This is a genomic window from Kitasatospora sp. NPDC004289 (genome assembly GCF_053602875.1).
The window spans coordinates 1-24,270 of record NZ_JBSGEL010000016.1 but is presented as its reverse complement, the minus strand read 5'-3'; the positions used below and the strand labels follow the sequence as shown (position 1 = coordinate 24,270).

At 73.7% G+C, this 24,270-nt stretch carries 28 protein-coding genes; 16 read left to right on the top strand and 12 right to left on the bottom strand.

The window, feature by feature from the left end; all coding sequences use genetic code 11:
- Nucleotides 1-105: 105 nt before the first annotated feature.
- From ACWEPF_RS13235 to ACWEPF_RS13220, 4 genes are read left to right on the top strand one after another with little or no spacing between them, the layout of a single operon-like run.
- A complete protein-coding gene (locus ACWEPF_RS13235) occupies nt 106-1,095 on the top strand; it encodes an ABC transporter ATP-binding protein (protein ID WP_452172620.1) in 990 nt (329 codons plus the stop codon).
- Nucleotides 1,092-1,814 carry an ABC transporter permease gene (locus ACWEPF_RS13230; RefSeq protein WP_452172619.1) on the top strand — a complete coding sequence of 241 codons (723 nt, stop codon included), beginning with the start codon at nt 1,092-1,094 and terminating at the stop codon, nt 1,812-1,814. The genes ACWEPF_RS13235 and ACWEPF_RS13230 overlap by 4 nt, the downstream gene beginning before the upstream one ends.
- Before the next feature lie 8 nt (nt 1,815-1,822).
- Nucleotides 1,823-3,064 (top strand): sensor histidine kinase, encoded by a 1,242-nt coding sequence (locus ACWEPF_RS13225; protein ID WP_452172618.1) that lies wholly within the window; start codon nt 1,823-1,825, stop codon nt 3,062-3,064.
- A complete protein-coding gene (locus tag ACWEPF_RS13220; protein WP_452172617.1) occupies nt 3,061-3,666 on the top strand; it encodes a response regulator transcription factor in 606 nt (201 codons plus the stop codon). Before ACWEPF_RS13225 ends, ACWEPF_RS13220 begins: the two co-directional genes overlap by 4 nt.
- Nucleotides 3,667-3,673: 7 nt before the next feature.
- On the opposite strand, the gene ACWEPF_RS13215 is transcribed toward ACWEPF_RS13220, so the two are convergent.
- Genes ACWEPF_RS13215 through ACWEPF_RS13205 form a run of 3 tightly spaced genes read right to left on the bottom strand, consistent with a single transcriptional unit; the run spans nt 3,674 to nt 6,311 of the window.
- Complete coding sequence (locus tag ACWEPF_RS13215; protein WP_452172616.1) at nt 3,674-4,357, bottom strand: hypothetical protein; 684 nt, start codon at nt 4,355-4,357, stop codon at nt 3,674-3,676.
- Nucleotides 4,358-4,405: 48 nt separating this feature from the next.
- A complete protein-coding gene (locus ACWEPF_RS13210; RefSeq protein WP_452172615.1) occupies nt 4,406-5,275 on the bottom strand; it encodes a transglutaminase family protein in 870 nt (289 codons plus the stop codon).
- A 22-nt stretch (nt 5,276-5,297) separates the two neighbouring features.
- Complete coding sequence (locus ACWEPF_RS13205) at nt 5,298-6,311, bottom strand: GNAT family N-acetyltransferase (RefSeq protein ID WP_449798851.1); 1,014 nt, start codon at nt 6,309-6,311, stop codon at nt 5,298-5,300.
- A 127-nt stretch (nt 6,312-6,438) separates the two neighbouring features.
- Here ACWEPF_RS13205 and fdxA point away from each other — a divergent pair, with 127 nt between their 5' ends.
- Together fdxA and dapC are read left to right on the top strand one after the other, a co-directional pair.
- Nucleotides 6,439-6,765 (top strand): ferredoxin, encoded by a 327-nt coding sequence (fdxA, locus tag ACWEPF_RS13200; RefSeq protein ID WP_345282199.1) that lies wholly within the window; start codon nt 6,439-6,441, stop codon nt 6,763-6,765.
- 17 nt (nt 6,766-6,782) lie between these two features.
- Nucleotides 6,783-7,925, top strand: coding sequence for a succinyldiaminopimelate transaminase (gene dapC, locus ACWEPF_RS13195; RefSeq protein ID WP_449798850.1), 1,143 nt, complete (start codon nt 6,783-6,785; stop codon nt 7,923-7,925).
- Nucleotides 7,926-7,993: 68 nt separating this feature from the next.
- Here the strand turns inward: dapC and ACWEPF_RS13190 are convergent, their stop codons facing one another.
- A complete protein-coding gene (locus ACWEPF_RS13190; RefSeq protein WP_452172614.1) occupies nt 7,994-8,737 on the bottom strand; it encodes a hypothetical protein in 744 nt (247 codons plus the stop codon).
- 335 nt (nt 8,738-9,072) lie between these two features.
- Nucleotides 9,073-10,020, bottom strand: a complete 948-nt coding sequence (locus ACWEPF_RS13185) for a hypothetical protein (RefSeq protein WP_380149401.1) — start codon at nt 10,018-10,020, stop codon at nt 9,073-9,075.
- Nucleotides 10,021-10,120: 100 nt separating this feature from the next.
- Here ACWEPF_RS13185 and dapE point away from each other — a divergent pair, with 100 nt between their 5' ends.
- Both dapE and ACWEPF_RS13175 read left to right on the top strand, forming a co-directional pair.
- Entirely contained in the window at nt 10,121-11,209 is a 1,089-nt protein-coding gene (gene dapE / locus ACWEPF_RS13180) for a succinyl-diaminopimelate desuccinylase (RefSeq protein ID WP_452172613.1), read from the top strand.
- A gap of 64 nt (nt 11,210-11,273) precedes the next feature.
- Nucleotides 11,274-12,071: an LOG family protein gene (locus ACWEPF_RS13175; RefSeq protein WP_452172612.1), complete on the top strand. Its 798-nt coding sequence runs from the start codon at nt 11,274-11,276 to the stop codon at nt 12,069-12,071.
- Nucleotides 12,072-12,081: 10 nt separating this feature from the next.
- Here ACWEPF_RS13175 and folP read toward each other — a convergent pair whose 3' ends face one another.
- On the bottom strand, nt 12,082-12,894 hold the full coding sequence (folP, locus tag ACWEPF_RS13170; protein ID WP_452172676.1) for a dihydropteroate synthase: 813 nt from the start codon (nt 12,892-12,894) through the stop codon (nt 12,082-12,084).
- Between the two features lie 166 nt (nt 12,895-13,060).
- Here folP and ACWEPF_RS13165 point away from each other — a divergent pair, with 166 nt between their 5' ends.
- A complete protein-coding gene (locus ACWEPF_RS13165; RefSeq protein ID WP_452172611.1) occupies nt 13,061-13,432 on the top strand; it encodes a DivIVA domain-containing protein in 372 nt (123 codons plus the stop codon).
- Nucleotides 13,432-13,998, top strand: coding sequence for a DNA-3-methyladenine glycosylase I (locus ACWEPF_RS13160; RefSeq protein WP_452172610.1), 567 nt, complete (start codon nt 13,432-13,434; stop codon nt 13,996-13,998). The genes ACWEPF_RS13165 and ACWEPF_RS13160 overlap by 1 nt, the downstream gene beginning before the upstream one ends.
- A 176-nt stretch (nt 13,999-14,174) precedes the next feature.
- On the opposite strand, the gene ACWEPF_RS13155 is transcribed toward ACWEPF_RS13160, so the two are convergent.
- The gene (locus ACWEPF_RS13155) at nt 14,175-14,975 is read right to left on the bottom strand and encodes an enoyl-CoA hydratase-related protein (RefSeq protein ID WP_452172609.1); all 801 of its coding nucleotides are present in this window, start codon (nt 14,973-14,975) and stop codon (nt 14,175-14,177) included.
- Between the two features lie 292 nt (nt 14,976-15,267).
- Between ACWEPF_RS13155 and ACWEPF_RS13150 the strand changes: the two genes are divergently transcribed.
- The gene (locus ACWEPF_RS13150) at nt 15,268-15,435 is read left to right on the top strand and encodes a DUF3117 domain-containing protein (protein ID WP_345287293.1); all 168 of its coding nucleotides are present in this window, start codon (nt 15,268-15,270) and stop codon (nt 15,433-15,435) included.
- Nucleotides 15,436-15,529: 94 nt separating this feature from the next.
- Here the strand turns inward: ACWEPF_RS13150 and ACWEPF_RS13145 are convergent, their stop codons facing one another.
- Nucleotides 15,530-16,195 carry an O-methyltransferase gene (locus ACWEPF_RS13145; RefSeq protein ID WP_452172675.1) on the bottom strand — a complete coding sequence of 222 codons (666 nt, stop codon included), beginning with the start codon at nt 16,193-16,195 and terminating at the stop codon, nt 15,530-15,532.
- A gap of 257 nt (nt 16,196-16,452) precedes the next feature.
- Here ACWEPF_RS13145 and sigE point away from each other — a divergent pair, with 257 nt between their 5' ends.
- The 4 genes from sigE (at nt 16,453) to ACWEPF_RS13125 (ending at nt 19,392) form a co-directional block, all read left to right on the top strand.
- Entirely contained in the window at nt 16,453-17,151 is a 699-nt protein-coding gene (gene sigE, locus ACWEPF_RS13140) for an RNA polymerase sigma factor SigE (protein WP_380149453.1), read from the top strand.
- Nucleotides 17,148-18,056, top strand: coding sequence for an anti-sigma factor family protein (locus ACWEPF_RS13135; protein ID WP_345287295.1), 909 nt, complete (start codon nt 17,148-17,150; stop codon nt 18,054-18,056). Before sigE ends, ACWEPF_RS13135 begins: the two co-directional genes overlap by 4 nt.
- Nucleotides 18,057-18,205: 149 nt before the next feature.
- A complete protein-coding gene (locus ACWEPF_RS13130) occupies nt 18,206-18,622 on the top strand; it encodes a sec-independent translocase (RefSeq protein WP_345287297.1) in 417 nt (138 codons plus the stop codon).
- Between the two features lie 119 nt (nt 18,623-18,741).
- Nucleotides 18,742-19,392: a hypothetical protein gene (locus tag ACWEPF_RS13125; RefSeq protein ID WP_452172608.1), complete on the top strand. Its 651-nt coding sequence runs from the start codon at nt 18,742-18,744 to the stop codon at nt 19,390-19,392.
- An 88-nt stretch (nt 19,393-19,480) separates the two neighbouring features.
- On the opposite strand, the gene ACWEPF_RS13120 is transcribed toward ACWEPF_RS13125, so the two are convergent.
- The 3 genes from ACWEPF_RS13120 to ACWEPF_RS13110 form a co-directional block, all read right to left on the bottom strand.
- Complete coding sequence (locus ACWEPF_RS13120; protein ID WP_345287301.1) at nt 19,481-20,641, bottom strand: Mrp/NBP35 family ATP-binding protein; 1,161 nt, start codon at nt 20,639-20,641, stop codon at nt 19,481-19,483.
- Between the two features lie 56 nt (nt 20,642-20,697).
- A complete protein-coding gene (locus tag ACWEPF_RS13115) occupies nt 20,698-21,243 on the bottom strand; it encodes a DUF1003 domain-containing protein (RefSeq protein WP_452172674.1) in 546 nt (181 codons plus the stop codon).
- Between the two features lie 76 nt (nt 21,244-21,319).
- Nucleotides 21,320-22,630 carry a magnesium transporter MgtE N-terminal domain-containing protein gene (locus ACWEPF_RS13110; RefSeq protein WP_345287303.1) on the bottom strand — a complete coding sequence of 437 codons (1,311 nt, stop codon included), beginning with the start codon at nt 22,628-22,630 and terminating at the stop codon, nt 21,320-21,322.
- Nucleotides 22,631-22,774: 144 nt separating this feature from the next.
- Between ACWEPF_RS13110 and ACWEPF_RS13105 the strand changes: the two genes are divergently transcribed.
- Nucleotides 22,775-23,191 carry a VOC family protein gene (locus tag ACWEPF_RS13105; protein WP_452172607.1) on the top strand — a complete coding sequence of 139 codons (417 nt, stop codon included), beginning with the start codon at nt 22,775-22,777 and terminating at the stop codon, nt 23,189-23,191.
- Nucleotides 23,192-23,198: 7 nt separating this feature from the next.
- Here the strand turns inward: ACWEPF_RS13105 and ACWEPF_RS13100 are convergent, their stop codons facing one another.
- The gene (locus ACWEPF_RS13100; protein WP_452172606.1) at nt 23,199-24,017 is read right to left on the bottom strand and encodes a MerR family transcriptional regulator; all 819 of its coding nucleotides are present in this window, start codon (nt 24,015-24,017) and stop codon (nt 23,199-23,201) included.
- Between the last annotated feature and the right edge of the window lie 253 nt (nt 24,018-24,270).

Genomic DNA, 24,270 nt, shown 5'->3' with positions numbered 1-24,270 from the left:
GCATGACAGCTGTCATGCCGAACACCCGACGCCCCGCACTGCCCGCGCTCCGCCGTTTTCGCGACTCTTGAGGAGTCAGAGCGGACGGGGAGAGAGGGAAGCGCGATGAGCGTCGCGACGGACACGGCCACCGAGGTGGCGGCCTTCCGGCAGGTGAGCAAGAACTACGGCACGGTCCGGGCGGTGGACGGCCTGGACCTGGTGCTGCGGCCGGGGGAGACGGTGGCCCTGCTGGGACCGAACGGCGCGGGCAAGTCCAGCAGCCTGGACCTGCTGCTCGGCCTGCGGGAGCCGGACACCGGCACCGTCTCGCTGTTCGGCGGCAGCCCGCGGGCGGCGATCGAGACCGGCCGGGTGGGCGCCATGCTGCAGAGCGGCGGCCTGCTGGGCGAGGTGAAGGTCCGCGAGCTGGTGAAGTTCGCCTGCGACGTGCACCCCCGCGGCCACCGTCCCGAGCAGGTGATGGAGCGAGCCGGGATCACCGAGCTGGCCGAGCGGAAGGTGGACAAGCTCTCCGGCGGCCAGGAGCAGCGGGTCCGCTTCGCACTGGCCATCGCCGGGGCCAACGACCTGATCGTGCTCGACGAGCCCACCACCGGGATGGACGTGTCGGTCCGTCAGCAGTTCTGGGCCGCCATGCGGGCCGAGGCCGAGGCCGGCCGCACCGTGCTCTTCGCCACCCACTACCTGGAGGAGGCGGACTCCATCGCCGACCGGGTGCTGGTGCTGCACCGGGGCCGGCTGATCGCCGACGGCACCGCCGCCGAGATCAAGGCCAAGGCCGGCGCCCGCCGGATCTCCTGCGAGCTGCACCCCGCGGACGGCCCGGTCGAGGAGGCCGTGCTGCGCGCCCTGCCGGGCACCGTGGGCCTGGACCTGACGGTCCGTCCGGACGGCGTCCGGGTGGTCCGGATCCGCACCACCGACGCCGACGCCGGCGTGGCCGGTCTCTACCGGGCCGGGCTCTACCCCCGGGCCCTGGAGGTCACCGGCCTCGGCCTGGAGCAGGCCTTCCTGACCATCACCGGAGAGGCCGACGCCTCCGAGGACACCGACGCCGAGGGCACCGACACCGACGGGGAGAGCGCACGATGAACACCCTGATCAAGCTGGAGATCCTGCGCACCCTGCGGAACAAGCGGTACCTGATGTTCACGGTGCTCTACCCGGCCCTGCTCTACGTCTTCTTCATCAACGCGTACGGCACCTCGCCGCTGGCCAACGGCATGCAGGTGAAGACCTACTTCATGGTCTCGATGGCCACCTTCGGCTCCGTCGGCGCGGTGCTCACCGGCAGCGCGCAGCGGATCTCGCTGGAGCGCAAGAGCGGCTGGGTCCGCCAGCTGCGGCTGACCGCGCTGCCCGGCCGGGCGTACACCATCGCCAAGATCGCCTCCTGCGCGGTGACCACGCTGCCCGCGATCGTGGTGGTCTTCGCGATCGGCGCGGTCGAGGGCGTCTCGCTCTCCGCGACCGAGTGGGCCGCGCTGGCGCTGGCGCTCTGGGCAGGCAGCTTCGTCTTCGCCGCGCTCGGCGTGGCCCTCGGCTACGCGGCCCAGCCGGACGCGGTGCAGCCGATCGTGATGATCGTCTACATGCTGATGGCGCTGCTCGGCGGCACCTGGTTCCCGGTCGGCGGCTCGCTGGAGAAGTTCGCCCGGTTCAACCCGGTCTACCTGTACAACCAGCTGGCCACCTTCGTGCAGCCGGGCCACTCCTTCGACCTCGGCGCGGCCGCCGGGCTGGCCGCCTTCCTGGTGGTCTTCGTGGCCGCCGCGGCGCACCTCTACCGCAAGGACACCAAGCAGGCATGATGTGGCCCATGCCCAAGCAGCTCCCCGCCACCTCCCGCACCGGCACCGAACGGACGGGAGGGGGCGGGGAGTTCCGCGTCATCCCGGGCGCGCCGGTGGACAACCTGCGCCAACTGGTCGTCAAGATCTGCTGGATGTCGCTCTGGATGATCTACCTCTACTACCCGGTGGAGGACCTGACCGGCGACGAGCACACCACCGCCGGCAAGGTGTTCGGCTGGTGCGCGCTGACCGTCTTCCTGGTCTCCTACCTGGGCATGGTCGCGGTCCGCTCACTGGCCCACGACCGGTGGTGGATCGGGCTCCCGGTGGCCGGCACCATGCTGCTGCTCGCGGTGGTCACCTCCTTCGGCCTGGGCCCGGCGTGGCTGACCCTGTTCACGTACACCTCGGTCTGCTTCGGCGCGGTGCTGCCGCCCAAGTACGGGCTGTACGGGGTCGGCGGGGTCACCCTGCTGGCCCTCGCGGTCGCCCTGCTGGTGCACGCCGACTCCGGCCTGCTGGCCGCCATCCTGCTGCCCTGCCTGCTCAGCGGGCTGGCCATGGTCGGCCTGCAGCGGCTGGTCGGCACGATGCGCGAACTCCGGGAGGCCCGGGCCACGGTGGCGCACCTGGCGGTGGCCGAGGAGCGGCTGCGGATGGCCCGCGACCTGCACGACCTGCTCGGCCACTCGCTCTCCCTGATCACCATCAAGGCCCAGCTCGGCGGCCGGCTGATGGACGCCGGCAAGGAGGAGGCCGGGCGGGCCCAGTTCACCGAGATCGAGCAGGTCGCCCGGCAGTCGCTGACCGACGTCCGGGCGGCCGTCGGCGGCTACCGCCGGCCCACCCTCCCGGTCGAACTCTCCGCCGCCCGAACCGCCCTGACGGCCGCTCAGATCCGGCTGGAGGCCGACCCGACGCTCGGTGACCCGCGCCCCGGGCTGGACGGCGAGGAGGCCGGGGTGCTCGCCTGGGCGCTGCGCGAGTCCGTCACCAATGTCATCCGGCACGGCGAGGGCGCCACCCGCTGCACCGTCACCCTGGACGAGAACTGGGCCGAGGACGGCACCCGCTACGCCGTCCTCACCGTCACCGACAACGGCCGTGGCGCCGGCAAGTCCCAGGCGGGGAACGGACTCTCCGGCCTGCGGGAGCGGCTCGCCCTGGTCGACGGCGGGCTGGCGACCGGGCCCGGCGAGCGGGGGAGGGGCTTCCGTCTGCAGGCGTCGGTGCCGCTGCGGGCGGTGGCCGATAGGGTGCCCGAATGATCAGGGTGCTGCTGGCCGAGGACCAGGGGATGGTGCGGGAGGCGCTGGCGGCGCTGCTCTCGCTGGAGGGCGACATCGAGGTGGTCGCGCAGGTCTCGCGCGGCGACGAGGTGGTCGCGGCGGTGACGGGGCATCAGGTCGAGGTCGCGGTGCTCGACATCGAGATGCCGGGGATGACCGGGATCGAGGCGGCCGCCGCGGTCCGGAAGGCCGCGCCGGGGGTGCGGATCGTCATCGCCACCACCTTCGGGCGGCCCGGCTACCTGCGGCGCGCCATGGAGGCCGGGGCGGACGCCTTCCTGGTGAAGGACGCGCCCGCCGCCGAACTGGCCGAGGCGATCCGGCGGGTGCTCCGCGGTGAACGGGTCATCGACCCGACGCTGGCCGCCGCCGCCCTCGCCGAGGGGGCCAATCCGCTGACCGCCCGCGAGCGCGACGTCCTCTCGGCGGCGGCCGACGGGGCGCTCAACTCCGAGATCGCGGCCCGGCTGCACCTCTCCGAGGGGACGGTGCGCAACTACCTGTCGATGGCGATCCAGAAGACGGCGACCCGGAACCGGGCGGAGGCCGTGCGGCTGGCCCGGGAGAAGGGCTGGCTCTGACCGGGGCTCAGGCGGGCCGGGGTCCCTCGGCGGTGGCCAGGCGGTAGGTGACGTAGAGGGTCGCCGTGGTGAGGGCGCCCCGGACGGCGGCGAAGAGCAGGGTGCCGGTCAGCTGGGGCGCGAACTCGCCCGGGGCGGCGTCCAGGGTCGCGGCGAACAGGACGGACCGGAAGACCTGTTCGGCCACGAAGCCGAGCACCACCACCGCGGCCACCGGGACGACCGTCCGCCAGGAGCGGTGCACCAGCCGCACGGCGCGCAGCGGGCCGCGCCCTTCGAGCAGCAGAACGACCGGGAGCAGTGCGAAGAGGTACCGCAGGCCGAGGTCGACGAGGCTCGCCAGCGCCCGCAGCTGTGCGGACACGGTGACGCCGTCGAGGTCGCGCAACGCGTCCAGCAGGCCGGGGAGGTCGAGCAGCACCAGCCAGGCCCAGAGCAGCGGCAGCCGCCCCGGGGCCGGCGGGGCCTCCGTGCCCGGCCGCAGGATCCGCAGGACGGCGTACCAGGCACCGGCCGCCACCAGCCCGCCCAGCACCAGTGCCGCGGCGAAGCTCTGGCCCAGGTACACCGCCGAGGCCAGGAAGGCCGTCACCGCGTGGACGGCCAGCAGCAGCCCCCAGCGGCCCGCCGGAATGCTCCGTATGCCGTCCCACCACCCGGGCGCGCCCGGCACGTTCGTCGCGTCGATCACGGGGGTGACCCTAGGGGCAGCGGGGCCGAACGGGCCAGGGATTTCCGGTCAGTTGAGGCGGTGGCGGGCGGCGCGGGCCTCGTGGCGGGCACGGGCGGCGGCCTTGGGGTCGAAGGTGTCGAGGATCTCCGCGTAGGCGTCCATCTCGGCGGCTCCGGAGAGGAAGTCACCGGTGCGGACCAGGAGTTCGGCCCGCTCCAGGCGGAGCTGGGCGGGGTGGCGGGGGAGCAGCAGGGCGAGTTCGGTGGCCCAGAGCTGGGTGCGGGCGTGTTCCGGGCGGTCGGCGGCCCAGGCACGGATGTTGCCGAGGACGCGGTGGACGGTGTCCAGCGGGGCGGCGGGGCTGAGGAGTTCGGGGGAGAAGTGGTGCCCGGTGGCCCGGGTCAGCTGGGCGGCGTCGGGCAGGTCGAGCAGCCGCCCGCCGTGGTACGGGTCGGCCAGTACGTACTCCTCGCCGCCGTCCGGGCCGCCGACCGCGACGATGAAGTGCCCGGGCAGGGCGATGCCGTGGACGGTCAGGCCGGCCCGCCGGGCGACGTCCTGCCAGACCAGCGAGAGCATGATCGGCAGGCCGCGCCGGCGCCGCAGCACGTCGGGCAGGAGCGAGGACTCCAGCCGTCGGTAGTCGGCCGGGCGGCCGTGGAAGCGTTCCCGGCCGCCGAGCACGGCGGCGAGCAGCGCGGCCACCTCGTCGGGGGTGCGGGGGGCGCGCTCGGCGACGGCCAGCCGGACGGCGGCGGCGTGCCGGTCGAGGGCGGCCTGACAGGCCGCCACCAGCTCGTCCAGGGCGGGTGGTTCCGGGTCCTCGGCCGAGGGCGCGAGGGTGTGCTCGGCGGCGGCGAGCACGCAGAGCAGCACCGGGTCGGGCTGGTCGGCCCTGGCCTCGGCGCGGAAACGTGCACGGCTCTGTTCGGTCAACAGTCCACACTCTCCGGTGACGCTACCGCCGGGGGAGGCGGGCGTAGTGGTAAGTGTGACTGGTGGTGAAGCCCAGACGGTCGTAGAGGGCGATCGCGCCCGCGTTCTCCGCCTCGACCTGGAGGTAGCCGCCGGTGGCGCCCTCCTCCGCGGCGCGGGCCGCGAGCACCGCCATCAGCGTGGAGGCCAGCCCGGTCCGGCGGGCCTCGGGGGCCACCTCCACGGCCCCGAAGCAGGCCCAGGCCCCGTCGATGACGCACCGTCCGATGGCCAGCGGCGCGGCGCCGCCGGGCCCCGGAACGGTGGCGAACCAGACCGAGGGACCGCCGTGCAGGACCTGGTGGGCGGCCCGCTCCAGCGCGGGGTCGTCGCCGACCCGGCGGTAGCGGGAGAGCCAGGAGGCGTCCGCGGTCCGGGACAGCCGCACCCGGTCGTGGCCCTGACCGAGCCTCACCAGCCCGGCCAGCGGCGCGGTGCGGACCAGGGTGGGGGCCAGCTCGGCGCCGCTCCGGGCCAGCTCCTCGGCCAGCCCCTCCGGCGAGCCGGGCACCGAGACCTCGACGTACCCGGGCAGACCCCGGGCCTCGTACCAGCGGTCCACGGCCGCCAGCGCCTCCGGCAGCGGCAGGCCGGGACCGCCCAGCGCCTGGACCGAGTTGGCCCGCCGGGTGAAGCCGGAGGACGCCCGCAGGGTCCACTCGCCGAGCGGCTCCTGCTCGACGGCGGGCCAGCCCCGGGCGGCGGTCCGCTGCAGCTCCACGGGGGAACTGACGGGCAGTGGGCTCCGGCGGGCCGGGAAGAGCGGCACGGGCTTGCCGGCCACCAGCAGCTGCCGGGGGATGGTCACCGCGCCGCCGTCGCGCGGTACCACGGTGATCCCCTCGCTGTCCCAGGAAGTGAGCACGCCGATCACATCGCGGAACACCGGCCGGTCGTCCACGACCTCCGAGAGGCGGCGCACCGAGACGCGTCGTCCCACGTCAGAGCCGTCCAGACGGACTTCGGGACGTCCTCCGGCGGTGGTTCCACCCGTCATCAAGGGCACCTCCTGTGCATTTGCTGTCTCTGACCCGCGATACTAGGGGCGGGCATCGACGACGCCGCGCTCACCCGCGCACAAGCCAATAGTTTGGGCAACTGCCCAACCGAGGAGGAACGACAGCGTGACTTACGTCATCGCGCAGCCTTGTGTCGACGTCAAGGACAAGGCGTGCATCGAAGAGTGCCCGGTTGACTGCATCTACGAGGGCAAGCGCTCGCTCTACATCCACCCGGATGAGTGCGTCGACTGTGGCGCCTGCGAGCCGGTCTGCCCGGTCGAGGCGATCTTCTACGAGGACGACACTCCGGAGGAGTGGAAGGACTACTACAAGGCGAACGTCGAGTTCTTCGACGACCTCGGTTCGCCCGGTGGTGCCTCGAAGCTGGGTGTCATCGACTCGGACCACCCGTTCATCGCGGCCCTCCCGCCGCAGAACGCCGACCACTGATCGGTGGCCGACCAGCTGTGAGCAACGACAGCACGCACGCGCCGCTCCCGGGCCACCCGGGGGCGGCGCGCCGCGTCTCCGACCTGCTGCCCGTCTTCCCCTGGGACAAGCTCGAGCCGTACAAGCGGACGGCCCTCGCGCACCCGGACGGGCTCTGCGACTTCTCCGTGGGCACCCCCGTCGACCCGGTGCCCGAGCTGATCCAGAAGGCGCTGGCCGCCCACACCGACACCCCCGGTTATCCGACCGTCTGGGGCCCGGTGGAGCTGCGCGAGACCATCGCCGGCTGGCTGCGCCGCCGCCTCGGGGCCGAGATCGGCCCCGAGGCGATCCTGCCGACCGTCGGCTCCAAGGAGCTGGTGGCCTGGCTGCCGACCCAGCTGGGCCTCGGCCCGGGCGACCAGGTCGCCTACCCGAAGCTGGCGTACCCGACCTACGAGGTGGGTGCCCGGCTCTGCGGCGCCGAGCCGGTCGAGTACGGCGAGCTGGACGAGCTGGACCCCTCCCGGGTCCGGCTGCTCTGGCTCAACTCGCCCTCCAACCCGACCGGCCGGGTGCTGACGGCCGATCAGCTCCGGGCCGCGGTGGCCTGGGCCCGGGAGCACCGGGTGCTGCTGGTCAGCGACGAGTGCTACCTGGAGCTGGGCTGGGAGGCCGAGCCGGTCTCGGTGCTGGACCAGGCGGTCTGCGGCGGCGACCACGAGGGCCTGCTCGCGGTGCACTCGCTCTCCAAGCGCTCCAACCTGGCCGGCTACCGGGCCTCCTTCGTGGCCGGTGACCCGGTGGTGGTCAAGGAGCTGCTGGAGATCCGCAAGCACGGCGGCATGATCGTGCCCGCCCCGGTGCAGGCGGCCACCGCGGCCGCGCTGGCCGACGACGCCCACGTCGAGGAGCAGCGGGGCCGGTACGCGGCCCGGCGCTCGGCGCTGCGGGCGGCGCTGGAGGGGTACGGCTTCCGGATCGAGCACTCCGAGGCCAGCCTCTACCTCTGGGCGACCCAGGGGCGGCCGTGCTGGGAGACGGTGGCCGAACTGGCCGGGCTGGGCATCCTGGTGGCGCCCGGCGACTTCTACGGCCCGGCCGGGGCCGAGTTCGTCCGGGTCGCGTTCACCGCGACCGACGAGCGGGTGGCCTCGGCGGTGGAGCGCCTCAAGCGCTGACCTCGCCGTACGCCCGAAGGGGCGCGCACTCCACGGAGTGCGCGCCCCTTCGGCGTGGTGACGGGGCGTCAGCCGCCGAGCAGCGGGAGGCCGCCGCCGAGCAGGCCGCTCACCGGGCCGAGCGCGCCGGTGGCGTCGCCCAGGCCGGGGGCGCCGCCGAGCCGGTTGGAGTGGTCGGTCGGGTCCTGGGTGTCGACCGGCAGCTTGCCGGTGTCGGGCAGCATGTGGCCCAGGCCGCCGGGCAGGCGGTCGGTGACCATGCCGAGGTCCGGCACGCCGCCGGTCGGCAGCGCGCTGGCGGCGGTGCCGGTGAGCGAGCCGGAGGTGAGGTCGCTCAGCGGCAGGCCGGTGCCCGGCAGGGAGCGGGTCGCGGCGGGGGAGCCGGGCAGGTGCGGCACCTTGTCGGTGACGGCGGGGGCCAGGCGGTCGACCAGCATCGGGGTGGCCTTGCCGGCCACGGCCGCCAGGGTGCCGGCCGTCTCGGTGGTCTTGGCGGCCGGGCCGGCCACCTTGCCGAGCGCCTGGTCGGCGTCGGGCAGCGCACCCGCGACGGCCTTGCCGGCCACGTCGGCGGAGGCCGGCACACCGGTCTGCACGGTGGCGGCGGTGGTGTCGGCGGCGGCCACGCCGGCGTCGTGGGTGGCGCCCTGGAGGGTGTTGTTCGGGTTGTCGAGCTGGCTCAGGCCGGCCCCCAGGTCGGTCTTCGGCAGCAGGTCCGCTGCGGACGCGGCACCGGCGGCGGCCAGCGGGGTCGCGGCGGCGGCGACGAGCAGCGCGGCCTGGGCGATCCGGCGCGTGAGGGGACGAGACATGGTGCTCCTGCTCCTGAGAGGTGTGCCCCCGGCATGGGTCGGGTGTTCGGGCGCCAGGGGTCGTCCGTAGGGCGGACGACTGATTACCGCCGCAGGGCCGAGAAGGTTTCGCGGGTCCGAGGTCAAGGCTTGGCAAAGGCCGGGCGGTCCTCTTTCCGGCATTCGGAACATTTCGCCCCGTGTGCCGGACCCCTGACGAAACGTCACGGCGCCCGTCCCGCAAGGGGAGGGGCGCCGTGCTCCACCGTCCGGCCCGGGGTGCCCGGGGGCGGCCCGCACCGTCCACCGCAGTTGACGCGAATCACCCGGTCGGCCGGTACTGGCTCACCAGTGCGTCAATCCCCGGCCCTGGTGCCGAGGGTGACCAGGACCTTCTCCGCCCCGGCCGCCTCGCCGCCCGCCGGCTGCCAGCCGTCGGCCGGGCGGTCCACCCGCCAGGCCTTCCCGTCGTAGGCGACCTGACCGATCCCGAGGTCGGCGGCCTGCGACACCGCCCACTGGGCCAGCGCCCAGCCGGTCTGCCGCTGCGCGGGCCCGGCCTGCGGGGAGAGCGCCAGCACCGTGCGCGGGTCCTTGGCGGCCGGGGCGGCGGGCGTGGTGGTGACCAGCTTCCCGAACTCCCGCCGGGCCCGGTCGGCCGTGCCCGGCAGCGGCTTGCCGTCGTCGCCGAGGGCGGCCGCGGCGGCGGTCTTCGCGGGGTCGTGCACCACGCAGCTCAGCGCGGCCGGCTCGCGGCCGGTGAGCACCGAGGCCAGCAGGGTCGCGTTGGTCTCGTGCTTGGCGTACGCCTGCGGGAACCCGCTGCGCTGCACCTCCTGGGCCGCGTCGGTGAGCGGCATCCGGGCGTAGCCGTTCACCTTCACCAGGCCGTCCAGGAACTTGTTGGTGGCGTACACCGGGTCCTTGATCTGCTGCACGGTGCCCCAGCCCTGGGACGGCCGCTGCTGGAACAGCCCGACCGAGTCGCGGTCGCCGCCGTCCAGGTTGTAGAGCTTCGACTCCTGCATCGCGGTGGCCAGGGCGATGGTGACGGCCCGTTCGGGCAGGCCGCGGGAGAGCGCGACCGCGGAGATGGTGGCGGCGTTGGCCGCCTGGGCCAGCTCCAGCTGGCCCTGCCCGGAGGCGGTGGCCACCTTGCAGCCCTCCGGCGGCGGGATCAGGGTGTCCTTGTTGAAATAGACCACGGCGCCGCCCACGATCGCGAGCACGGTCAGCCCGATCAGCACCCGGCGCACCGGCCGCCGCCGACGGCCCGCCGTCTCCTCGGTCGTAGTCTCCGCCACAGGTCCCGTCCTCTCCTCGCCCGATCCGCCCGGACACCGTACCCACTCGGACGGCTGTGCGGTGCCCGCGGTTGCGCGGGCCACCACTACGCTGACGGGCATGACCAGCTCCGACGCCACCGCGGCCCAGCGGCTCGACCTGACCCTCGACGGCGGAGCGCTCACCGCGCAGCTGGTCGACTTCCCCTCCGTGAGCCGCTCCGAGGGCCCGCTGGCCGACGCGGTCGAGGCCGCCCTGCGGGCCCTGCCGCACTTGCGGGTGGACCGGTACGGCAACAACGTGGTGGCCCGCACCGAGCTGGGCCGGGCCGAGCGGGTGGTGCTGGCCGGGCACCTGGACACCGTGCCGATCGCCGACAACGTGCCCTCCCGGGTCGAGGGCGACCTGCTCTACGGCTGCGGCACCTCCGACATGAAGTCCGGCGTGGCCGTCCAGCTCCGGCTGGCCGCCACCGTGACCGAGCCCAACCGCGACCTCACCTTCGTGTTCTACGACTGCGAGGAGATCGAGGCCGCGCACAACGGCCTCGGCCACCTGGCGGAGCGTCACCCGGACTGGCTGGCGGCCGACTTCGCGGTCCTGATGGAGCCCAGCGGCGCCATGGTCGAGGGCGGTTGCCAGGGCACCCTGCGGGCCGATGTGAAGCTGACCGGCACCCGGTCCCACGCCGCCCGCAGCTGGCTGGGCGACAACGCCATCCACAAGGCCGCCGAGGTGCTCCGCCGGCTCGCCGAGTACCGGCCGCGCCGGGTGGAGATCGACGGCCTGGAGTACCGGGAGGGCCTCAACTGCACCCGGATCAGTGGCGGCGTGGCCGGGAACGTCATCCCGGACGAGTGCCTGGTGCACGTGAACTTCCGCTACGCGCCCGACCGTTCGGAGGCCGAGGCGGCCGAGCACGTGCGCGAGGTGTTCGCCGGCTACGAGGTGGAGGTCACCGACACCGCCCCCGGCGCGCTGCCCGGCCTGGACCAGCCCGCCGCCCGCGCCTTCCTGGAGGCGGTCGGCGGCCAGGCCCGCGCCAAGTTCGGCTGGACCGACGTGGCCCGGTTCTCCGCGCTGGGCGTCCCGGCCGTCAACTACGGCCCGGGGGACCCGAACCAGGCCCACAAGCGGGACGAGCACTGCTCGCTGAGCGCCATCGCCGAGGTGGAGGAGCGGCTGCGGGTCTGGCTCACCGCCGACTGACCGTCACCTGGCGTACCGCCCGTTTTTCCCCGACAAAGGGGATCAACGGGCGTACTGTTCCGTCATGACAGGCACAGGAGACGAGAACACCACGTACGGAACCGACGAGCGCCCCGAGAAGAAGAGCGTGCCGGAGAAGCGCAAGGGCCCGGTGCTGCTCCGCCGGGACCAGGTCAGCACCGGCACCACCGACCAGCGGCTGCTGGACACCACCGGCCCGACCGACTGGCTGCACACCGACCCGTGGCGGGTCTGGCGGATCACCTCCGAGTTCGTCGAGGGCTTCGGCGCCCTGGCCGAACTCCCGGCCGCGGTCAGCGTCTTCGGCTCCGCCCGGACCCCGGTCGACTCGCCCGAGTACGCCGCCGGGGTGGCCATCGGCCGGGCCCTGGCCGAGGCCGGCTACGCGGTCATCACCGGCGGCGGGCCCGGCGCCATGGAGGCGGCCAACCGGGGCGCCTCGGAGGCCGGCGGCCTCTCCGTCGGGCTCGGCATCGAGCTGCCCTTCGAGCAGGGGCTGAACGAGTTCGTCGACCTCGGGCTGAACTTCCGGTACTTCTTCGTCCGCAAGACGATGTTCGTGAAGTACGCGCAGGGCTTCGTGGTGCTGCCGGGCGGGCTCGGCACCCTGGACGAGCTCTTCGAGGCGCTCACCCTGGTCCAGACCGGCAAGGTCACCCGCTTCCCGGTCATCCTGTTCGGCTCGGCCTACTGGGGCGGCCTGGTGGACTGGCTGCGGGACACCCTGATCGCCCAGGGCAAGGCGAAGCCGTCGGACCTGGAGCTGTTCCACGTCACCGACGAGATCGACGACGTGCTGAAGATCCTGGAGGAGAGCCGCCGCCCGGCGGAGGAGGTCTGACGGTCCTCGGCTACGCGAGCCCCCGGCGGGCCACCGCCGGGGGCCGGGTGCCGCGGATCGAGGCCACCATGTCGAGCACCTGGCGGGTCTCGGCGACCTGGTGCACCCGGTAGACCTGGGCGCCCAGCCAGGCCGAGACCGCGGTGGTGGCCAGGGTGCCCAGCAGCCGCTCGTCCACCGGCCGGTCGAGGGTCTCGCCGACGAAGTCCTTGTTGGAGAGCGAGACCAGCACCGGGAAGCCGGTCGCGGTCATCTCCGGCAGGCGGCGGGTGGCCTCCAGCGAGTGCCGGGTGTTCTTGCCGAAGTCGTGGCCCGGGTCGATGATCACCGCGTCCCGCCGCACCCCGAGCCCCACCGCGCGCTCGGCCAGCCCGACCGTGACGTCCAGGATGTCGGCCATCACGTCGGCGTACCCGACCCGGTGCGGCCGGGTGCGCGGCTCGGCCCCGCCCGCGTGCGTGCAGACCAGCCCCGCGTCGTACCGGGCGGCCACCGCGGCCAGCTCCGGGTCCACCCCGCCCCAGGCGTCGTTCAGCAGGTCGGCGCCGGCTTCGCAGACCGCCTCGCCGACCTCGTGCCGCCAGGTGTCCACGCTGATCACGGCCCCGGGGTGACGCTTCCTCAGCTCCGCCACGAAGGGCACCGTGCGGCGCAGCTCCTCCTCGACGGTGACCTCCTCGCCCGGCCCGGCCTTCACCCCGCCGATGTCCAGGATCGCCGCGCCCTCGGCCACCGCCCGGTCCGCGGCGGCGAAGGCGGCCTCGTCCGCGAAGGTCGCCCCCTTGTCGAAGAACGAGTCGGGCGTGCGGTTGACGATCGCCATGATGACGAGTTCGTCGGCGCCGAATTCGCGCGGGCCCAGACGCAGTGCCACCGGTGTCTCCTCCACGGCTCGCCCGGGTGCAATGATGGGCCCCGGTCTGTTCGGGGACCATGATCCCATCTCTCTCGTCTCGTGCCGGGCCCACCGGAGTACTGGAGGACAGCTCGTGTTCTGGTTGGTCGTGGTGGCGATGGCCGTGGTGATCGGCGGGACGGCCCTGGTGGCCCTCGGCGGGGGCGGCACCCTGCCCGAGGCGGAGCACGACCGGATCGCCGCCCGGCTCCCGCAGGACCGCCCGCTGAGCCGCACCGACGTGGACGAGATCCGCCTGCCGATGGCCGTGCGCGGCTACCGGATGGACGAGGTGGACGACGTGCTGGACCGGCTCGGCGCCGAGCTCGCGCTGCGCGACACCCGGATCGCCGAGCTGGAGGCCGCCGCGGTGCCGGCCGGGGCCGGTTCCGCCGCCGCTGCGGAGGCCGCCGCCGCGGTCGCCTCGTCCGTCGAGCTGACCAAGGGCCGGGACGGGGACGCCTGATGACCGGAGGCGCGGTGCTCGGCGCGGACGGCCTGAAGCGCTGCGGCTGGGGCGACTCGGCCGACGACTACCGGGTCTACCACGACACCGAGTGGGGCCGGCCGGTGCACGGCGACGACGCGCTGTTCGAACGGGTGGCGCTGGAGGCCTTCCAGTCCGGACTCTCCTGGATCACCATCCTGCGCCGCCGGGAGGGCTTCCGGGCGGCCTTCGCGGGCTTCTCGATCGAACGGGTCGCGGAGTTCGGCGACGGGGACGTGGAGCGGCTGCTCCAGGACGTCGGCATCATCCGCAACCGGGCCAAGATCGAGGCCACCATCGCCAACGCCCGGGTGGCCCGTGAACTCGACGGCGGTCTGGACGCCCTGATCTGGCGCCACGCCCCCGAGCCCGGCCCGGCCCCGCACGCCCTCTCCGACGTGCCCGCCGTCACCCCGGCCTCCACTGCGCTGGCCAAGGAGCTCAAGAAGCAGGGCTTCCGCTTCGTCGGCCCCACCACCGCCTACGCCCTGATGCAGGCCTGCGGCCTGGTCAACGACCACCTGGCCGACTGCCACGCCCGTTAGCCCCGCAGGGCGCCGGGGCCCTCGGTGGTCACACCGGGGGCGCGGGGAACTGCGCGAGTCGGAAGGCGGTTCACCTGCAACTGAAGCATCGTCAGCCAGTTGCAGGTGCTGCCGTTCCCCCGCGCGCAGTTCCCCGCGCCCCCGGTGTGACCACCTACCCGCGCCTCCGGTGTGACCTAGCGGCCGAGGTACTTCGGCTGCTCCTTGGCGAGGAAGGCGGCCACCGCGATCCGGTGGTCCTGGCTCTCGCCGGCCAGGGTCTGCAGCTCGTCCTCCTTGTCCAGCAGCTCGCTCAGCGAGTGGGTCGCGCCGTACGCCAGGGCGGTCTTGATCGCTCCCAGCGCCACCGTCGGCCCCTCGGCCAGACGCTGGGCGAACTCCCGGGCGGTGGCGGCGAGTTCGTCGGACGGCACCACCTTGGTGGCCAGGCCGAGCTCGGCCGCCTCGGCGGCCTTGACGGTGCGCGGGAACATCAGCAGCTCGGTGGCCCGGGCGTGCCCGACCAGCCGCGGCAGGGTCCAGGAGGCCCCGGAGTCGGCGGTCAGCGCCACGCCCGCGAAGGAGGTGTTGAAGCCGGCCGTGTCGGCCACGATCCGGAAGTCGCAGGCGAAGGCCAGCGAGGCACCCGCCCCGGCCGCCACGCCGCCGACCGCCGCCACCGTGGGCTTGTTCATCCCGGCCAGCGCCCGCACCAGCGGGTTGTAGTGCTCGGCGACGGTCCGCAGGGCGGGCGCCCCGCCCTCGTCGGCCGCCTTCAGCAGGCCCAGGTGCTCCTTGAGGTCCTGGCCGACGCAGAAGGCCTTCCGGCCCGCCCCGGTGAGCAGCACCGCCCGGACGGCCGAGTCCTCGGCGGCGGCCGTCACGGTGTCCCGCAGGGCCACCTTGGTGGCCGTGTCGAGGGCGTTCATCGCCTCGGGACGGTTGATGGTGATGACGGCCAGGCCGCCGTCGATTTCGTACAGCACGGAGTCCGACATGGACCGCAGCTCCCGGTGTCTGAGGGTGGGACGGTGTCAGGATGCCCGACTGTCAGTGGCATGAGGGAGTGTGAGCTCGGGCACCTTTTCGCGGCGCCGCACACCTCGTGCCACCGGGGCTTCCGGCCGTCCACCGGGGACCTCGCAGGGGTGCGGCGGGTGGTGCGGAGAGAGTGACGTTGGTCATCCGGGCTCCGGATGCGGGATAATGGCTTCCGATCAATGCGTTCGATACCGGCGGTGGACGGACTGCCGGGACGTAGTTGAGCGGTTTGCAGGAAGGGGAACGAGCATGGCGGCCATGAAGCCGCGGACGGGTGACGGCCCGCTCGAGGTCACCAAAGAGGGGCGGGGCATCATCATGCGCGTTCCACTCGAAGGCGGCGGACGCCTGGTGGTGGAGCTCACGCCGGATGAGGCGAGCGCCCTCGGTGAGGCTTTGAAGAACGTCACCGGCTGACACAGCGGGTGCTGCCGCGTTCTCCTCGGAGACCGCAGACCTGAGCCCGGTTCCGGACCTCCGGAACCGGGCTTCGCGTTGTCCTGAGCCCCCGTCAGCGCTTGACGGCGCAGAGCAGCCCGTCGCTGACCGGCAGCAGGGCGGGCAGCAGCAGCTCGCTCTCCCGGACGTCGCGGACCAGCTCGCGCACCGCGTGGGTGGCCGCGTCGTCGTGGTCGGGCTCGGCCAGCCGGCCCTGCTGGAAGACGCCCTCGAAGCAGACCATCCCGCCGGGCCGCAGCAGGCGCAACGATTCTGCCAGGTACGCCCGGGACTCGGCCGGGTCGCCGTCGCAGAACACCAGGTCGTACTGGCCGTCCGCGAGCCTGGGCAGCACGTCCAGCGCCCGGCCCGGGATGAACCGCGCCCGGTTCGCCGCGAAGCCGGCCGCCTGGTAGGCCTCGCGCGCGTACTGCTGGAGCACCGGCTCCACGTCGACGGTGGTGAGCACGCCGTCCGGCCGCATCCCGCGCAGCAGGTAGACCCCGGACACGCCGGTGCCGGTGCCGATCTCGGCCACCGCCTTGGCGTCCAGCGCGGCGGCCATCAGCCGCAGCGCGGCGCCGCCGCTCGGCCCGATCGCCTGCACGCCGGTCCGGGCGGAGTGCGCCCGGGCGTAGGTCAGCACCGCGTCCTCGCCGACGTAGCTGTCGGCGAGTGCCGCTCGCGCGGGCCCGAACTCGGTGATGGCTGCCTCTTCCGGAGCGCCGGATGTCGATATTTCCAGCCACAGGTTACTGGCCGCACGGGAACCGCGTTCGAAGACGGGCCGTTGTTCCGGGAGAGGGCCGGTGATCGGCGCACGGAGCACCGTGGACGCAGCCGGAATCGGTGCTTTATCCGGATCTGACGGGTGAGGTGGATATGGTGGTGGCCCTGCTGGGCAGAAGAGCCGACCGAGGAGGTGTGGCCGAGGGCGACGCCCCGATGCCGTGGCACTCCTACGGCACCGCGTCGGCCCGTACGCCGAAGCCCGTGATGAACCAGCCTGCGCACTCCCCCCTGGACACGTCGACCGCAGCCGATTCCGAGGCGGCGGCCGCCGCCCCGCTCGCGACCTTCGCCGAGGGCCCCGACGCGCAGACCTGGACGCCGCCGAGCTGGGCGGAGATCGTCGAGGCGCACAGCGCCCGGGTGTACCGGCTGGCCTACCGCCTGACGGGCAATCAGCACGACGCCGAGGACCTGACCCAGGAGGTCTTCGTCCGGGTGTTCCGCTCGCTCTCCACGTACACGCCCGGCACCTTCGAGGGCTGGCTGCACCGGATCACCACCAACCTCTTCCTGGACATGGTCCGCCGCCGCCAGCGGATCCGCTTCGACGCGCTGGGCGAGGACGCGGCCGAGCGGCTGCCGTCCAAGGAGCCGAGCCCGGCCCAGCACTTCAGCGACACCCACTTCGACGCCGACGTCCAGCAGGCGCTGGACACCCTGGCGCCCGAGTTCCGGGCCGCCGTGGTGCTCTGCGACATCGAGGGCCTCTCCTACGAGGAGATCGCCGCGACGCTGGGCGTGAAGCTCGGCACCGTGCGCTCGCGCATCCACCGTGGCCGCTCGCACCTGCGGGCCGCGCTCAAGCACCGGGCCCCCGGCAGCGCGCCGGGCCGGGTCCGGCGCGGCGGGGCCGAGCCGGTGGCGGTGGCCGCCGGGTCCGGGGGCGAACGGGGGCCGGCGTGAGTTCGGCCGGCTCCACCGGGAGGTCCCGGCGCGGCAGCGTCCGGGCCGCACTCGGCCGCCGTGCCGAGCCCCTGACGGAGCTTCACCCCCTGCCCACCGCGGCTGCGGCCCCGGCGCCGACCCCCGGGCAGCACCACCTGGGCGACCGGCTGGCCGCCTTCGTCGACGGCGAGCTTGACCACGACGACCGCGAGCGGGTCCAGTCCCACCTCGCCACCTGTTCCGACTGCCTCGCCGAGGCGGACGAGAGCCGGGCGGCCAAGCAGCTCCTCACCCGCACCGCCGTCCCCGAGCCGTCCGGCCTGCTGATGGCCCGTCTGCTCGCGGTCGCCGCCCTGCCCGACGACGAGGACCTGCCGGGCGGCCCCGGGCAGCCGCTCGCCGGCCTGCCGGCCGCGGGCCCGCTGCCCGAGCCCGGCCCCAGCACCTTCGGCGGCAGCCGGCTGACCGGCGGCTCCTTCGGCCGCGGCGCCGGGGCCTCCTTCGGCGGTGGCGCGCTCGGCGCCGACAGCCCGCTGCCCGGGCTCGACCCGAGGGCCCGCAGGGCGGCCGCGGTCCGTCCGCTGGCGGCCGCCGTCCGTCCCGTCGCCGCCGCGGTCCGCCCGCTGGCCGCGCTGGCCGAACTGCCCCCGGCGGTCCGGGTCTCCGCCCCCCGCGGGCGGCGCTTCGTGTTCGCGGCGGCCGGGGCCTTCTCGGTCGCGGCGGTCACCCTGGGCGGGGTCGGCGCGGTCTCCGGCCAGCCGGTGCCCACCCGGATCTCCCCGGTCAGCGGCTCCGGCTCCGGCGGGTCGGCCGTGGTCCCGGTGGACTTCCAGGGCGAGCGCGCCGTCCAGCCGGCCCGGGGCCCCCGCCCCTCGGCCACGCCCGACGGGTCCCCCTCCGGGCCGCAGCACTACTTCCGCTGACCTGCACCGTCCCCGCCGCGGCCCGCCCGGGCCACGGCGGGGACGCTTTTTTGCCACAGCTTCATCCGGGGGCATCCCTGGTCGGCGCCGGGGCCGTTTACTCTGTACTGACTGCTGTCCAGACCTCTTTTTCAGCGCCGGGAGCTCGGGTGTTCACTGACATAGGCCCACTTGAGTTGCTGACGATCGTCGTCCTGGCCATCGTGATCTTCGGTCCGGACAAGCTGCCGAAGCTGATCCAGGACGTGATGGGCTTCATCCGCAAGGTGCGCTCCTTCGCCGACAACGCCAAGGAGGACATCCGCAGCGAGCTCGGCGACGACTTCAAGGACTTCGACTTCGAGGACCTGAACCCCAAGACCTTCGTCCGCAAGCAGCTGCTCGGCGGCAACGAGGACCCGCTCGGCTTCAAGGAGCTCCGGGACGGCATGGACATCAAGTCGGTGCTGAACGACGAGCCCGCGCCGATGCGCGCCGTCGCCGACCTGACCAAGTCCGCCCCGCCGGTCACCCTGGAGCCGCTGAAGGCCGGCGAGCGCCCGCCCTTCGACCCGGACGCCACCTGACCCGCCGTCAGGCCCCGCACCGTACCGCCGCCCCGCCAGCTCCGCTGCGCGGGGCGTCGGCGTCCGGCGCCCGCTACTGTGCTGAGTGCAGATCAGCGGTGTGACCTAGGAGGAGCGGGATGGACGCGAGCAGCACGACGGTGGGGGCCCCGGTCGGTGCGCAGAAGCGCGCCGCCGCCGACCCGTTGGCGCCCTACCAGTCCGCCGACTTCCCCTGGTACGGCCTGGACGACGGCTGGACGGGGCGGCGCTGGCTGATGCAGGCCGGCGCGGGCGGCCGCGACGGCGCCCCCGTCGACTACGGCACCCTCGGCCACGGGGACGAACCCGCCAAGGCCTACGAGCCCCGGGACGTCCGCAAGTTCGCCGTGGTGGTCACGGTGGCCCGCCGCGACTCCCGGCGCAGCGCCGACAACACCGGCACCCTGGAGGCCACCTCCGCCTCCTCCGCCGCCTGGCTGGCCGGCTCCGGCCTGCTCGCCGCCACCTGGCCGGGCCAGCTCGACCGCACCCTGCGCCAGGACTGGCTCGACCAGCAGACCGCCCTGGCCTGGGACCTCGCCGACGACCTCGACGGCCCCGGCTGGTCCCCGCTGACCCTCCCCGTCAACGGCCTCCCGCAGCCCTTCCGCTACCGCGAGTCCGAGTACGGCTGGGTCCTGGCCGGCGAGGCCCCCGGCGTCCTCCTCGGCGCCTACGGCCGCGGCGTCAGCGCCTACGGCGCCGGCTTCTCCACCGTCCCCGACCTGACCGTCTACGACGGCCGCTGAGGCTCCGGCGGGACGGCCCGCACCGACGATGCACGCGGCCCCCGGGAGGATCTCCTCCCGGGGGCCGCGCCGTGCGCCTGGCGGTCCGTCAGAACTTGTTCTTCGGGGTGAGGCCGAGGGAGAGGCCGGAGAGGCCGCGCTGGCGGCCGCCGAGCTTGCCGGCGATGGTGCGCAGGGCGGAGCCGGCGGGGGAGTCGGGGTTGGAGAGGACGACCGGGCGGCCGTCGTCGCCGCCCTCGCGGAGGCGGACGTCGATCGGGATGGAGCCGAGGACGGGGACGGTCGCGCCGACGGAGCGGGTGAGGGCGTCGGCCACGGTCTGGCCGCCGCCGGTGCCGAAGACGTCGATCATCTCGTCGCAGTGCGGGCAGGGCATGCCCGACATGTTCTCGATCACGCCGACGATCTTCTGGTGGGTCTGCAGGGCGATCGTGCCGGCCCGCTCGGCCACCTCGGCGGCGGCCATCTGCGGGGTGGTGACGATCAGGATCTCGGCGTTCGGGACGAGCTGGGCGACCGAGATGGCGATGTCGCCGGTGCCGGGCGGGAGGTCCAGCAGGAGGACGTCGAGGTCGCCCCAGTAGACGTCGGCCAGGAACTGCTGGAGGGCGCGGTGGAGCATCGGGCCGCGCCAGACCACCGGCGCGTTGCCGGGGGTGAACATGCCGATCGAGATGACCTTCACGCCGTTCGCCGACGGCGGCATGATCATGTCCTCGACCTGGGTCGGCCGGCCCTCGACGCCGAGCATGCGGGGCACGCTGTGGCCGTAGATGTCGGCGTCGACCACGGCGACCTTGAGGCCGTCGGCGGCCATCGCGGCGGCCAGGTTGACGGTGACCGAGGACTTGCCGACGCCGCCCTTGCCGGAGGCCACGGCGTAGACCCGGGTCAGGGTGCCGGGCTTGGCGAAGGGGATCTCGCGCTCGGGCGCGCCGCCGCGCAGCAGCTGGGAGAGCTCGCGCCGCTGCTCGTCGCTCATCACGTCCAGCTCGACCTGAACCTCCGTCACGCCGGGCACGGCGGAGACGGCGGTGGTGACCCGCTCGGTGATGGTCTCGCGCATCGGGCAGCCGGAGACGGTCAGGTAGACCGCCACCTTCACCGCGCCGCCGGCCCCGATCTCGACCGATTTCACCATGCCGATCTCGGTGATCGGTCGGTTGATCTCCGGGTCGTTGACGGTCGCCAGCGCGGTGCGCACGGAATCCTCCGTGACGCCTGCCGGGACCTCAGTCTCGTTCGCCATGCCTTGATGGTAAGGCCCGGCGGTACCCGGCCGACCGGAGAGTAACGTGCGGAGGGTCACAACGTGTCGGCGTGGTCCCGGCGTTCGTCGAGTTCCTTGAGCAGCGCCTGGAGTTCGGAGCGGACGAAGTCGCGGGTGGCGACCTCGCCGAGGCCGTGCCGCAGGGCGGCGACCTCGCGGGTGAGGTACTCGGTGTCGGCGATGTTGCGGTCGCTGCGGGCCCGGTCCTGCTCCATGTTGACCCGGTCCCGGTCGTCCTGGCGGTTCTGCGCGAGCAGGATCAGCGGGGCCGCGTAGGAGGCCTGGAGCGAGAGCATCAGGGTGAGGAAGATGAACGGGTAGTCGTCGAAGCGCCAACTCACCGGCCCCACGGTGTTCCAGACCACCCAGGCGATGATCACCACCGTCATCCAGACGATGAACCGGCCGGTGCCGAGGAAGCGGGCGATCCGCTCGGAGAGCTTGCCGAAGGCCTCGGGGTCGTAGGCCGGCAGCGAGATCAGCCCGGGGCGGGCGGTGCGCGGCTGGTCCAGCCGGACCCGGGCCGAGCTGCCGGTGGACTCGTTGCGGCTGCTGCGCTGGGTGCCCTCGCGCGCGCGCAGTTCGCGCAGCTGGCGCAGTTCGCGCAGCTCGCCCTGGAGGCGCTGGCGCGGGGACTCGTCGCGGCGGTTCCTGCGGTCACCGTCCACCGGTGGTCACCTCGCTCTCGGCATCGCGGTCGTGGGAGTCGTGCGCGTCGCCCGCGTGCAGCGCCTCCTCGCGCCAGTCGTCCGGCAGCAGGTGGTCGAGCACGTCGTCGACGGTGACGGCGCCGAGCAGGTGGTCGGCCTCGTCCACCACGGGCGCGGCCACCATGTTGTAGGCGGCCAGGTAGCTGGTCACCAGGTGCAGCGGGGTGTCCGGTGGCAGCGGGTCCAGGTCGTCGTCGACCAGTGAGCCGACCAGGGTGTACGGGGGCTCGCGGAGCAGCCGCTGGAAGTGGATGGTGCCCAGGTACTTGCCGGTCGGCGTCTCGTTCGGCGGGCGGCAGACGTAGACCTGGGCGGCCAGGGCCGGCTTGTGGTCGGAGACCCGGACCCGGGCCAGCGCCTCGGCCACCGTGGCGTCCGGCTCCAGCACGATCGGCTCGGTGGTCATCAGGCCGCCGGCGGTGTTCTCCTCGTAGCTGAGCAGGCGTCGGACGGAGGCGGCGTCGTCCGGCTCCATCAGGCGCAGCAGCCGCTCGGCCGCCTCCTCGGGCAGGTCGGAGAGCAGGTCGGCGGCGTCGTCCGGGTCCATCGCCTCCAGCACGTCGGCGGCGCGCTCCTCCTGGAGCTTGCCGATGATCTCGACCTGGTCGTCCTCCGGCAGCTCCTCCAGCACGTCGGCCAGCCGGTCGTCGTCGAGGGCGGCGGCCACCTCGGCGCGGCGCTTGGGGGAGAGGTGGTGCATCACGTTGGCCAGGTCGGCCGGGCGGAGCTGCTCGAAGGTGGCCAGCAGGTTGGCCGCGCCCTGGCCCTCCTCGGCCAGCGAGAAGCCGCTGACGGCGGACCAGTCCAGCGTCAGCGTCTCGCCCTTGGCCTTGCGCAGCCGGGAGACCTTGCCGACCTGGACGAAGACCTTGCTGATCTCCCACTCGCGGACCCGGGTCTGCACCATCGCCACGTCCAGCACGGTGACCTCGTCGGAGGTCTTGGTCCGGGTGACGGTGCGGTCCAGGAGCTCGGCCAGCACCAGGGTCTCGGAGGGGCGCTGCTCGAACCGCCGCATGTTGATCACACCGGTGGTGAGCACCTGCCCGGACTCCAGGCTGGTCACCCTGGTCATCGGCAGGAAGATCCGCCGCCGGCCGACCACCTCGACCACCAGGCCCAGCACCCGGGGCGGGCGGCCGCCGATCCGCAGCGAGACCACCACGTCCCGCACCCGGCCGACCTGGTCGCCGTTCGGGTCGAAGACCGCGACCCCCGAGAGGTGCGAGATGAAGACCCGGGTGCCCGGCCCTGCCATTGGCTTCCTCCTCGCGACGATCCGCGCCCAGGCTACCCGCCCGCGACGGCGGCAGCCCGCCGACCGGCGGCGGCGCGGTACGGTCGGACACTTGATCATCCGTCAGACGGAGTGGTCGTCACGCGTCACGGGAGGGGATTGCGCATGAACGGTTCGGCACACGTACGGATCGCCCGGCCGAGCAGGGACCTGGCGGCGGCGGAGCGGTTCTGGATCGAGGGCCTCGGGCTGAGCGTGCTCTGGCGCTCAGAGCCCGAACCGGGCTCCGAGGAGCACGCGCTGCTGATGGCCGGCTGGCCGGACGCCGCCTGGCACCTGGAGCTGGTGGACGCGGGGGCGGTCCGGCCGCGGCCGACGGCGGAGGACCTGCTGGTGGTCTACCTGGGCGGGGAGGTGCCGCAGGAGCTGGTCGAGCGGCTGGAGGCGCACGGCGGCCGCCGGGTCCCCGCGCACAACCCCTACTGGGACCAGTGGGGCGTCACGGTCGAGGACCCGGACGGCTACCGGCTGGTGCTCTCCACCCGCGAGTGGTCGAACGCGGCGGCGCTCGGCGCCTCCTGAAGGGGCGTCAGGCGAGCGGCTGCTGGAGCTCCGTGACCCAGGTGCTCTGCGGGCCCTCGCACTCCAGGTAGAGCTCGCGGACGTACCCGACGGCCCGCTCGCCGGTGGCCTCGGCCCACCGGGCCATCAGCTGCTCGGCCGGCAGTACCTGGTCCATCGCGCCCCGGTGGACCAGGGTCGCGGCCCGCTGCACGGCGGGCAGGTCGGCGACCTCGAAGCCGTACGCCGGGTCGGGCGCGGCGTTCACCGGCAGCGCGGCGTACGCCCGGACCCGCTCGGAGCCGGGTTCGGCCTCCTCGTAGTACGCCAGGCCGGGGCCGGCCACGGTGAGGCCGGCCCGCTCCACCAGCGCGCACAGGCGGCCGAACAGCGGGTCGACGACGGGGCCGATGTGCTCCGGCCCGAAGCTCTCCGCCACGGCGGACAGCTGTGCGACCCGGACCGCCGGGAGGCTCTTCACCACGATGTCCTCGGTGGGCATGTGCCCCTCGCTCTCGATCGACCGGAGCCGCGACTCCACCCGGGTGAGGCGGCTCTCGGCCTCCGCCACCGCCGCCGCCAGCTCGGCCCTGCGCAGGCGCAGCATGCCGCGGAGCTCCTCCGGGGACACCTGCTCGTCGATGATCCCGGCCACCTGCTGGAGCGTGAAGCCGAGGTCCTTGAGCGCGATGATCCGGTTGAGCCGGGAGAGCTGGGCCGCCTCGTAGCCCCGGTAGCCCGTGAACGGGTCCACCCGGGCGGGGGCGAGCAGGCCGATGGCGTCGTAGTGGCGGAGCATCCGGACCGACACCCGGCCGTGCTTCGCGAAGTCTCCGATGCTGAACATGACGAGGGCTACTCCAAGCCCTGACACGGTGTCAGGGTCAAACGTGGGGGCGGGCCGCAGGCTTGCCCTCCGGGCCCGCCGGAAGGGCAGCGACCCAGGGGCGCGAGGAACTGCGCGCTGCGGGAGGCGCCGCCCGTGTGCCGGGTACGGACGCTCACGTGCAAGTGGATCTCCGTACCCGGCACACGGGTCTCGTTCTTCCAGATCGGAAGAGCGTGGTGTATGGGAAGAGTGTGGGTATTGTTGTTTATTT

Bases quoted from the DNA above. Each gene is read 5' to 3' on its own strand.
- ACWEPF_RS13110 (WP_345287303.1), bottom strand. From the start codon at position 22,630: ATGGCAGGGCCGGGCACCCGGGTCTTCATCTCGCACCTCTCGGGGGTC.
- ACWEPF_RS13220 (WP_452172617.1), top strand. From the start codon at position 3,061: ATGATCAGGGTGCTGCTGGCCGAGGACCAGGGGATGGTGCGGGAGGCG.
- ACWEPF_RS13175 (WP_452172612.1), top strand. From the start codon at position 11,274: ATGACAGGCACAGGAGACGAGAACACCACGTACGGAACCGACGAGCGC.
- ACWEPF_RS13105 (WP_452172607.1), top strand. From the start codon at position 22,775: ATGAACGGTTCGGCACACGTACGGATCGCCCGGCCGAGCAGGGACCTG.
- folP (WP_452172676.1), bottom strand. From the start codon at position 12,894: ATGGCGATCGTCAACCGCACGCCCGACTCGTTCTTCGACAAGGGGGCG.
- ACWEPF_RS13235 (WP_452172620.1), top strand. From the start codon at position 106: ATGAGCGTCGCGACGGACACGGCCACCGAGGTGGCGGCCTTCCGGCAG.
- ACWEPF_RS13190 (WP_452172614.1), bottom strand. From the start codon at position 8,737: ATGTCTCGTCCCCTCACGCGCCGGATCGCCCAGGCCGCGCTGCTCGTC.
- sigE (WP_380149453.1), top strand. From the start codon at position 16,453: ATGAACCAGCCTGCGCACTCCCCCCTGGACACGTCGACCGCAGCCGAT.
- ACWEPF_RS13120 (WP_345287301.1), bottom strand. From the start codon at position 20,641: ATGGCGAACGAGACTGAGGTCCCGGCAGGCGTCACGGAGGATTCCGTG.
- ACWEPF_RS13150 (WP_345287293.1), top strand. From the start codon at position 15,268: ATGGCGGCCATGAAGCCGCGGACGGGTGACGGCCCGCTCGAGGTCACC.
- ACWEPF_RS13100 (WP_452172606.1), bottom strand. From the start codon at position 24,017: ATGTTCAGCATCGGAGACTTCGCGAAGCACGGCCGGGTGTCGGTCCGG.
- ACWEPF_RS13155 (WP_452172609.1), bottom strand. From the start codon at position 14,975: ATGTCGGACTCCGTGCTGTACGAAATCGACGGCGGCCTGGCCGTCATC.
- dapE (WP_452172613.1), top strand. From the start codon at position 10,121: ATGACCAGCTCCGACGCCACCGCGGCCCAGCGGCTCGACCTGACCCTC.
- ACWEPF_RS13225 (WP_452172618.1), top strand. From the start codon at position 1,823: ATGCCCAAGCAGCTCCCCGCCACCTCCCGCACCGGCACCGAACGGACG.
- ACWEPF_RS13125 (WP_452172608.1), top strand. From the start codon at position 18,742: ATGGACGCGAGCAGCACGACGGTGGGGGCCCCGGTCGGTGCGCAGAAG.
- ACWEPF_RS13230 (WP_452172619.1), top strand. From the start codon at position 1,092: ATGAACACCCTGATCAAGCTGGAGATCCTGCGCACCCTGCGGAACAAG.
- ACWEPF_RS13160 (WP_452172610.1), top strand. From the start codon at position 13,432: ATGACCGGAGGCGCGGTGCTCGGCGCGGACGGCCTGAAGCGCTGCGGC.
- ACWEPF_RS13205 (WP_449798851.1), bottom strand. From the start codon at position 6,311: ATGACGGGTGGAACCACCGCCGGAGGACGTCCCGAAGTCCGTCTGGAC.